Origin of the sequence: Clostridium sp. (assembly GCF_029267215.1) — a bacterium.
Lineage (GTDB): Bacteria > Bacillota > Clostridia > Clostridiales > Clostridiaceae > Sarcina.
In genome coordinates this window covers 20,549-30,552 of the sequence record NZ_JARIDH010000037.1, presented here as the reverse complement: position 1 = coordinate 30,552, position 10,004 = coordinate 20,549, and the positions used below count along the sequence as shown (strand labels likewise).

At 27.1% G+C, this 10,004-nt stretch carries 11 protein-coding genes; all 11 read left to right on the top strand.

Annotation, left to right across the window (positions count from 1 at the left end):
• Positions 1 to 38: 38 nt before the first annotated feature.
• On the top strand, positions 39 to 191 hold the full coding sequence (locus Q1K13_RS06130) for a zinc-ribbon domain-containing protein (RefSeq protein ID WP_300348535.1): 153 nt from the start codon (positions 39 to 41) through the stop codon (positions 189 to 191).
• A gap of 308 nt (positions 192 to 499) precedes the next feature.
• Entirely contained in the window at positions 500 to 1,945 is a 1,446-nt protein-coding gene (locus tag Q1K13_RS06125; protein ID WP_498038038.1) for an NADP-dependent glyceraldehyde-3-phosphate dehydrogenase, read from the top strand.
• A gap of 228 nt (positions 1,946 to 2,173) precedes the next feature.
• The gene (locus tag Q1K13_RS06120; RefSeq protein WP_300348533.1) at positions 2,174 to 3,505 is read left to right on the top strand and encodes an MATE family efflux transporter; all 1,332 of its coding nucleotides are present in this window, start codon (positions 2,174 to 2,176) and stop codon (positions 3,503 to 3,505) included.
• A 253-nt stretch (positions 3,506 to 3,758) separates the two neighbouring features.
• Positions 3,759 to 4,481: an SDR family oxidoreductase gene (locus tag Q1K13_RS06115; protein WP_300348531.1), complete on the top strand. Its 723-nt coding sequence runs from the start codon at positions 3,759 to 3,761 to the stop codon at positions 4,479 to 4,481.
• Positions 4,482 to 4,876: 395 nt separating this feature from the next.
• Positions 4,877 to 5,029: a hypothetical protein gene (locus tag Q1K13_RS06110; protein WP_300348529.1), complete on the top strand. Its 153-nt coding sequence runs from the start codon at positions 4,877 to 4,879 to the stop codon at positions 5,027 to 5,029.
• A gap of 9 nt (positions 5,030 to 5,038) precedes the next feature.
• Positions 5,039 to 5,218 carry a hypothetical protein gene (locus Q1K13_RS06105; protein ID WP_300348528.1) on the top strand — a complete coding sequence of 60 codons (180 nt, stop codon included), beginning with the start codon at positions 5,039 to 5,041 and terminating at the stop codon, positions 5,216 to 5,218.
• 25 nt (positions 5,219 to 5,243) lie between these two features.
• Entirely contained in the window at positions 5,244 to 5,777 is a 534-nt protein-coding gene (locus Q1K13_RS06100) for a YcxB family protein (protein ID WP_300348527.1), read from the top strand.
• A 214-nt stretch (positions 5,778 to 5,991) separates the two neighbouring features.
• Positions 5,992 to 6,864: a YitT family protein gene (locus Q1K13_RS06095; RefSeq protein WP_300348525.1), complete on the top strand. Its 873-nt coding sequence runs from the start codon at positions 5,992 to 5,994 to the stop codon at positions 6,862 to 6,864.
• 163 nt (positions 6,865 to 7,027) lie between these two features.
• Positions 7,028 to 7,459 carry a MarR family winged helix-turn-helix transcriptional regulator gene (locus tag Q1K13_RS06090; RefSeq protein ID WP_300348523.1) on the top strand — a complete coding sequence of 144 codons (432 nt, stop codon included), beginning with the start codon at positions 7,028 to 7,030 and terminating at the stop codon, positions 7,457 to 7,459.
• Between the two features lie 13 nt (positions 7,460 to 7,472).
• Positions 7,473 to 8,921 carry an MFS transporter gene (locus Q1K13_RS06085; protein WP_300348521.1) on the top strand — a complete coding sequence of 483 codons (1,449 nt, stop codon included), beginning with the start codon at positions 7,473 to 7,475 and terminating at the stop codon, positions 8,919 to 8,921.
• Between the two features lie 126 nt (positions 8,922 to 9,047).
• Positions 9,048 to 9,872: a Cof-type HAD-IIB family hydrolase gene (locus Q1K13_RS06080; protein ID WP_300348519.1), complete on the top strand. Its 825-nt coding sequence runs from the start codon at positions 9,048 to 9,050 to the stop codon at positions 9,870 to 9,872.
• Positions 9,873 to 10,004: the final 132 nt, after the last annotated feature.

The window sequence follows — 10,004 nt, the reverse complement described above, 5'->3', positions numbered from 1 at the left end:
ATATCAATTTAGATTCTTTAATTTTAGGAGGAATGTTTATGTCAGATAAAACATTAAAATGCAGAGATTGCGGAAGTGAATTCATATTTTCAGTAGGAGAGCAAGAATTCTACAAAGAAAAAGGATTTGAAAATGAGCCTACAAGATGTTTAGCTTGTAGAAGAGCTAAAAAAGCAAGAAATAACAGATAGTTTAAGAATATTTAAGGTTGTAGTTTAACTACAACCTTTTTTTATGTGAAAAAATAATATTAATAACTAAAAAAATACATTAACAAATATAAGTTGAAAATTAATTTAAAAAATTTTTCCTCTGTCAATAAACTTATACCAATAAGACACACTTTTTAGTAACTATAATACTAAAAAGTGCCTTCTTTTCAATATATAATTTAGTATATAAAATAATAACTGTGCTAAGGCAATGAATCAATTTAAATTATATAAACAAAAGAAAAAATGATTTATTTTATTAAGTATAAATTAAAAAGGAGGAACGTATGATGGATTTAAAGTTAGTTAAAAATATAGTTAATGGTGAATTTTATGATAGTAAATCAACAGAATTAATAGAAATAAAATCACCACTTGATAACTCAATTCTTGGTAAAGTTCAAGCTATGAGTCAAGAAGATGTAGATTTTGTTATGACAAATTCTAAAGAGGCTCAAAAGTCTTGGAAGAAGACAACTATCTCAAAAAGAGCAGATATTTTATATAAGACAGCGGAGTTATTATTAGAAAGAAAAGAAGAAATATCTAAAGTATTAGTTATGGAAATTGCTAAGGATGAAAAGAGTGCAATATCTGAAGTAGTAAGAACTGCTGACTTTTTAAGATTTACAGCAGATGCAGCTAAATCTATAGAGGGAGAAAGTATTCCTTCAGATAGTTTTCCTGGATTTGATAAAAGAAAAATTTCAGTTGTGACAAGAGAACCTTTAGGCGTTGTTTTAGCAATATCCCCATTTAATTACCCAGTTAACCTTGCAGCTTCAAAAATAGGACCTGCTTTAATGGCTGGTAATTCAGTAGTATTTAAACCTGCTACTCAAGGTTCTTTATCTGGCTTATTATTAGCAAAGGCATTTAAAGATGCAGGTATTCCAGATGGAGTTCTTAACACTATAACAGGGAAAGGTAGTGTTATAGGAGATTATTGTGTAGAGCATAAAGATGTTGATTTTATAAATTTTACTGGAAGTTCTGAAATTGGAAAAAGAATTTCTAAATTATCAGAAATGACTCCATTATTATTAGAACTTGGTGGAAAAGATGCTGCCATAGTTTTAGAAGATGCAGATTTAGATTTAGCAGCTAAAAATATAGTTGCAGGGGCATTTTCTTACTCAGGTCAAAGATGTACAGCTGTTAAAAGAGTTCTTGCAGTTGAATCTATTGCTGATGAATTAAATAAAAAAATAGTAGAGCAAATTTCAAAATTAAAAGTAGGAAATCCACTTATTGTTAAAGATGCACAGGTTGTTCCTTTAATAGATAAAAAAGCAGCTGATTTTGTAGAAAAATTAATGAAAGACGCTGAAAATAAAGGAGCTAAAATTTTAGTTGGTGGAAATAGAGAAGGAAATCTTATAGAACCAACTTTATATGACAATGTAACATTAGATATGGATATTGCTTGGGAGGAACCTTTTGGACCAATTCTTCCAATAATCAGAGTTAAAGATAAGGATGAAGCAATTGAAATTGCAAATAAATCAGAATATGGATTACAATCTTCAGTCTTCACTAATAATATAAATGATGCTTTCTATATTGCTCAAAAATTAGAAGTTGGAACAGTCCAAGTGAACAATAAAACAGAAAGAGGGCCAGACCACTTCCCATTCCTTGGAGTAAAATCTTCAGGTATGGGTACTCAAGGAATAAAATATTCAATTGAGTCTATGTCTAGACCAAAAGCAACTGTTATTAATTTAAATTAATATATATAAACTCAGATTCCCTTATGTATTTTACTAAACAAACCACAAAACAAGAAAATAAAAACTAAACAAACAACAAAAAATGTATAAATTCTACTAAGTTATCCCCGTTAAGTAGACATGGTATAAAACACTGTGTAAAATCTATTTAGCGGGGTGACTTTTTGTTAAGAAAAAATAAAAAACAATTTTAAATAAAAATAAACAAAAGAAAAGGAGAATAAAAATTTGGAAAATGCAATCTCAAAAGATTTTAAATTTTTCTCATTAATAAAATTCACGATTCCTTCCATAGTTATGCTAATATTTATGGCTGTATATGGTATTGCTGATGGGGTGTTTATAGCAAGATTTATAAATACAGATGCTCTTTCATCATTTAATATAATATACCCATTTATAAATTTAGTAATAGGGATAGGAGTTATGTTAGCTAATGGGGGGAGTGCCTTAATAGCTAAAAAATTAGGGGAGTCTAAAGAAATTGAAGCTAAAGAAAATTTTACATTAATAATAATATCAGGTGCTATAATTGGCGTAATAATTGGAATTATAGGTTATGTATTTTCAGATAAAATAATTTATTTATTAGGATCTACAGATGAATTATATAATTATTGTAGATATTACCTTCTTATGTCATTAATATTTGTACCTTTTTATATTTTAAATTTGTTATATCAAATTCTTACAATAACAGCAGGCAAACCTAAAATAGGATTAGTTTTAACTGTAATTGGAGGAACTTCAAATATAATTTTAGATTACGTATTTTTAGTTCTTATGAATATGGGGATTTTAGGAACAGCATTAGCAACAGGTTTAGGAAATTTAATTCCTGCTGTACTTGGAACTTTATATTTCTTCAAAAAGAAAAAAATACTTTATTTTGTTAAACCTAAGTTTGATTTGAATTTTTTAGTAAAATCATGTATAAATGGTTCATCTGAAATGGTTGCAAACATATCTACAGGTATTACTACAATGCTATTTAATATTGTTCTTATTAAGTATTTAGGGGCTGATGGAGTGGCCGCAATTAGTATTATACTATATGGACAATTTTTAATAACTTCAATATATATAGGTTTTTCCTCTGGGGTGGCACCTGTTATAAGTTATAACTATGGTGAGCAAAATAAAAAACAAATTAAAAAAGTAGTAAAATATAGTTTTATATTTATATTATCAATTTCATTGATTTCTTACATATTATCTATGGCGATGGCATCAAATATAATAGGAATATTCTCAGAAAAGGGAAGTAATGTGTATAATATTGGTTACAATGGATTCATTATATTTGGAATAAGTTTTTTAATTGCTGGTATTAATATTTTTATAACAGCAATGTTTACAGCTTTTTCAAATGGAAAAGTATCTGCAATAATATCATTTTTAAGAACTTTTGTATTTATTGTTGGGGGAATACTTATATTACCTAAATTTTTTAATATAATAGGAATTTGGGTCTCTGTACCAATTGCAGAGTTTTTAGCTGCTATTATATCAGTTACATATGCTTATAAATACAAAAATATTTATGGGTATGGGAAATAATTTAAAAAAGATAAATTTAAAAGAGGTTCTATCTAAAATAATGTTTATTTTAGATAGAACCTTATTAAGATGGCCTGAAAGGATAGCTAAAATCAACATCCTCTTAAAACAGAACATTAAACTAAAATTACTAATATGAATTAAGTTAATAGTTACCTCTAATACACTAAGAGAAAAAAAAGTGCGTACTTGAAAGATATGCTAAAAGTGGTAGCATATATTTTATATGAATAGAGTGTTGGAGGTATGAATCATGAATAAAGGATTAGTAGTTGTTACAGGAGCAAGCTCAGGTATAGGAGCTAAAATAGCAGAAACAATGAGTAAACAAGGACATCCAGTCTTATTACTATCAAGAAGATTAGAGCCAATGGAAGCTTTAAATTTACCAAATTCATTATGTAAATCAGTTGATGTTACTGATTTAGAAGGAATGAAAGAGGCTATAAAAGAAGCTGAAGAGAAATTTGGTAAAGTTGATTTACTTGTAAATTGTGCAGGAATAATGTTATTAGGCCACCCTGAGATACAAGATTTCAAAGAGTGGAATTATATGATAGATGTTAATGTAAAAGGTATATTAACAGGAACTAATATAGTTTTAAAAGACATGGTAGAAAGAAATGAAGGAACAATAATTAATATAAGTTCAATAGCTGGACGTAAAACTTTTGATAACCATGCTGTTTATTGTGGAACTAAGTTTGCAGTACACGCAATAACTGAAAATATAAGAAAAGAAGTTTCAGGAAGCAATGTACGTATGATAACAATAGCACCAGGAGTAGTTGAAACACCATTATTAAGCCATACAAGTGATAAGGAAATCGTTGAAGGATATAATGAATGGAAGAAAACTATAGAGTTTGGTTTAGAGCCACAAAAAATAGCTGATTGTGTAGCATTTGCTTATAATCAACCACAAGATGTTTGCATAAGAGAAATTGTTATAGCAAAAACTAAGCAAGCTGATTAATTGAATTAAAAGGCTATATAGAGAAATTAATTATAGTAGTAAAGATATTTAAGTGTGTCTTTGCTACTATTTTTTTATTAAGCTTTACTTTTATTATAAAAAGGAAAGGCTTAAAGTTAATTACTAAAAATACATTTGTAGGATTTAAAAGCAACACTCTATTAAAACATAGTCAAAATAAAAGTTGCTCCAATAATGATTATTGTCTTACCTATAATTATTATTTTATGTGTGGTAGAATTTATTTATAATATTTGTTTAATTAGAATAAATTACAAAGAAATATTAAAGTTTATAATAATAAAAATATAAGAAAATATGACATAATATAATCATAAGAATAATTAAGTTATATGAGTAAACATTATAAAACTAAATAATTTGGAGGAAAAAGAATGAATAAGAATATTGAAATGATGAAAAAACTTATAGAGGAAAAGAAAAATAAAGGTAAAAATTCAACAGGAAATATGAGAGCTAAAAAGAGTATCGGACATGTTCAAGGTGGAAGAAAGAGTAATAATGGTGGAGGATTATTTGATAAATAAGTTTATTAAATGGTAAAGGATTATTCATCACAGTTTAAAGAAGTTGTAACTAATATTGAAAATGTTGATAAAGAAACTAATAAGGTAAAAAGTGATGAGAAATTAGCTAATTTAAAAAAACAAGTTACTTCTTTAAAGAATCAAAAAGCTTATTTAGAAAAACAAATACAGGATAAAGAAAATAAGTAGTTATTATTAACTAAGGGAGTTTAAGATGAGTGATAAAAAGTTATTTATAGTGAAAACTTCTATGGACAAAAAAGATTATCATAAATTTTTATACATTGCTACTTTTTTTAGAAGAAAATTTATGATACCAGTTCTTTTAGTAGGATCAGCCATAATGGGATATTTCGTTGCTTATAATAAAGAAGCATTTAAATGGAGTGAGTTTTTTATTTATTGGATTTTACTACTGGGAATAACATTATTTGCTATGGTTGTTAAGATTGAAACTAGGAACAGAGAGAAGATAAAAGATAATAAAAAGAATGGAATATTTAGTGCTTGTGAAACTTTGGAATTTTTTGATGACTGTGTAGTTATAAAAAGTACAGCTTACAAAAGTAAGAGCAAGGTTAAATATAATAAGTTCTACGAAATAATAGAAACTAAGGATTATTTTATTACATATTTTAATAAGCGTCAGGCTTCAATAATAAGAAAAGTTGATTTAGACAAAGAAACCATGGAAAAACTACAGAATTTATTTAGTGAGAAATTAAGTCATAAGTATAGAAAACTTTAATTAAATATTAGATTATTATAATAAAAGTAAAAATTTTCTTTATTAATTTTTTAAGTTATTTAAAGAGAAAATAATAAATAGTTAGTAAAATTAGTGAAATATCATAAATTGTAAAAAGAGTAAAGAAAACTATTTAAAAGAAATTAATTGGTGATATAATAAATTGAACAAAATTTGAAGCAATAATAAAATAAGTTTGAACGGAGTGATGGGCATGGATAAAGAGAATAAAAGATTATATCAGATTGCTTACAGAATTACTGCTATAATTCTTTTTGGGGCTTTAGCTGGAATTGGGGTTAACTTTTTCTTAACACCTGCTCATATTTATTCAGCAGGTGTTACAGGTATATCACAGCTATTATCATCAATTGGCAGCGACTTTTTTAATATTAACATTGATATTTCAACTTGGGTATTAATAATAAACCTACCACTTGCTTATTTATCTTTCAAAAAGTTAGGAAGAAAATTTACTTTATATAGTTTTCTTTCAATAATATCATTATCATTCTTCATTGGCATAATGTCACCAAAAGTTGTTACACATAATCAACTCTTAAATTCTATTTTTGGTGGTGTTCTTATGGGGGCTGGTGTAGGAATGTGCTTTAGAGCAGGTTTTTCTACTGGAGGAACAGATATCATTGTATTAGTTGTTCAAAAGATGACTGGAAAATCAGTTGGACAATTAGGATTCTTAGTCAATGGAGCAATACTTCTAGTTGCTGGATTAGTTTATGGTTGGGAATTAGCTTTATATAGTTTAGTTTCTATATATGTAACTACTAAGGTTATAGATTTATTCTATATTCAGCAGTTTAAACTTACAGTAACAATCTATACTAAGAAGGAAAAGGAAATTGTTGAAAGCTTATTAAAAGGAAGAACAAGAGGGGTTACAGTTAATAGAAATCTTTATGGTGGATATACAAATGAACCTTTAAGTTCAGTAATAACAGTAATATCAAAACATGAATTATTACTTGTTAAGAAAAATGTTATGGATATAGATCCAGAGGCATTTGTGAATGTGCAGCCAACAGTTGAAGTTATAGGTAAGTTCTACGATAATTCACTGATTTAATTAAATAACTTTAAGAAAAAATCAGTAATATTACTAAGTGTTAGTATATTACTGATTTTTTTTATATTTATAAAAATTTTTAATTGAATTTATTTGACATGTCAAATAAATTTTGATATTATTTGATATGTCAAATAAATTGGTTTTTATAAGGGGGATAAAAATGGGTAAAAACAATTTAAGATATATAGGAAAATATATTTCAATGCTTTATAGAGCAAGTTTAATTCATATAAATGAAAACTTAAAAGAGTTTAATGTAACATCATCAGAATATTTATATATAATAAATATTCCAGAAGATAAGGGTGTAAATTTAACATATCTATCAAATGAGCTATATGTAGATCCAGCACTTACAACAAAGGTTATAAATAATCTTGTTAAAAAAGGGTTTGTTGAAAAAACGAAATGTGAAAATGATAAGAGAGCTTATGTTGTTAGACTTACAGAAGAGGGGCTTAAGGTTAAACCTAAAATTTTAGACGTTTTAGAAGAGTGGATAGACATAATTACAGAGGGAATGGAACTTGAAGAAAAGGAAGAGGTTTTAGATAATCTAGAGTTTATGACAAAAAATATACAAAAAAAATAAAGGAGAAAAACTTATGACAAATACTAATGAAGAAAAACAAAGCAAAAGATGGCTTGTATTAATTAGCGTTGTTATAGTTACTTTTATGTCATGTTTAGATGCAAGCATAGTTAACGTTGCATTACCTGTTATATCTCATGATTTAAAAGTACCTATGGAGAGTGTACAATGGACAGTTACTACTTATTTAATAGTAATTTCAGGACTTATATTAACATTTGGAAGACTTGGAGATCTTATAGGAAAAACAAAAGTATTTAGGATAGGAATTATAATATTTACAATAGGATCAATTTTTTGTGGTTTATCAAAAAGCATTACTATGCTTATAATTTCAAGAGGAATTCAAGGTCTTGGATCATCGTGTACTATGGCAAATAGTCAAGGTATAATAACTGCTGCCTTTGGACCTGAAGAAAGAGGGAAAGCACTTGGGATTTCTGGACTTATAGTAGCACTTGGAACAATGGTAGGACCAGCACTTGGAGGAATATTATCGCAGATTAGCTGGGAGATGATATTCTTTATAAATATTCCAATAGGAATAATTGCTACCATACTTGCATTTAAAATACTTCCAACTGGAATTGAGGCAGAAAATAGACCAAAGATTGATATAATAGGAACAATACTTTTCTTAATAACTATAATAGCCTTAGTTTTAGCAATAACAGAGGGCAGTATATATGGGTTTACCAATAAATATATTTTAATAGCCTCTATAGTTGCAATTTTAGGATTTATTGTTTTTATGATAACTCAATTTAAATTTAAATCACCTGTACTTAACTTGAAAATATTTGAAAATCATAGATTTTCAAAAGGGGTATTTTCATCATTTTTAATGTTTACAGCAACTAGTAGTTATTCTATATTGCTTCCATTTTATTATGAATCAGTAAGAGGAATATCTCCAGGAATTACAGGGCTTTTGATGATGGTTTATCCTATAGCACTCTCAATATCATCACCACTTGCAGGATCTCTTTCAGATAAAATGAGAAGAGAAATATTACCTTTCATAGGTATTTCAATATGTGGCATAGGAATGTTTTTACTAAGCACAATAAGTGAAAACACTAATATTATGGTTATAATAGTATTTTTAGTTATAATGGGATTTGGAAATGGATTTTTCCAAGCACCTATGAATGCCATAGTAATGTCATCAGTTGATAAAACACAACTTGGTATTGCAGGAAGTGTGAATGCACTTGTAAGAAATCTTGGAATGATTTGTGGAATTACATTTGGAACATCACTTTTATATAGTCTTATGAGTAAAGAAATTGGGATAGTTGTAAAAGGATTTATACCAGGACATAATGATTCCTTTGTAAGTTCATTTGATATGGTTATATTAATAGGATCAATAATTTGTTTTATAGGAGCATTGTTTGTCCTTAGTATAATACTTAAGATAAACAAGGAAAAAAAGATAGAAAAACTTCAAAATATATAAAATAAGAGGATAATGTATATAAGTAATATATTATTAGATATATAAAATGTAGGTATTTAACTTATTAATTTTATGGCTGTATAATAAAAATGTGAAAAAAGTAATTGTCAGAAAGAAGTGTTTAAGATGAGTATAAAATTAATTTGCATTGATATGGATGGAACTTTATTAATGGACCAACAAAATATTGCAGAAAAAGACAAAAAGGCTATAAAGGATGCTGTTGAAAATGGAATAACCGTTGCTATAACTACAGGTAGAGTCTATGATTGTGCAAGAATGTACTCAGACATGATAGGATTAAAAACACCAATAATAGCTTGTAATGGGGCATATATAGGTGGAATTAATAATGAGGAAATATATAATAATCCTCTTAAGTTTGAAGATTTAAAAGATTTTAATAGGGTAACAAAGAAAAATAATTTATTTACATATGTTAATACAAACTGGGGAATTATTTCAACAAAAGAATTACCAGAAAACCATGTTTATAAAGTTTTAAATAGAACATTACCAGAAAATGAAAGAATAAAATTAGAAGTTGTTAATGATTTAGATGAAGCCTTTAAAAAATATGATGGAGAGATATTAAAAGGTGTATGCGTAGAAAAAGAATTCAAAGATAATTTAAGAGAAGCAAAAGAAGAACTTGTAAGCTGTACTAAAGATTTAGAGATTGTATCTTCATGGGATGATAACTTTGAAATAATGAAAAAAGGAAGTTCAAAAGGAGATGCTGTTAAAATGTTAGCTAAACATTTAGGAGTTTCTCAAGAGGAAGTAATGTGCATTGGAGACAGTGAGAATGATTTATCAATGATAAAGTGGGCAGGTATTGGTGTTGCCATGGGAAATGCCATAGAAGAGGTTAAAAACGCTTCTGACTATATAACTTCAGATAATAAACATGCTGGAGTATCAGAGGCTATAATAAAATTTGCATTGTAAAATTTATAAAGTAATTTATAAAAAGTTAGATTCTGTTTTAAAAGAATATTGATTTTAAGAGGGTCAAAAAGTTCTATCTAAAATCAAAAATAGTTTAAAACAGATTTAAAAGTTAAAATAAATAATAATAGA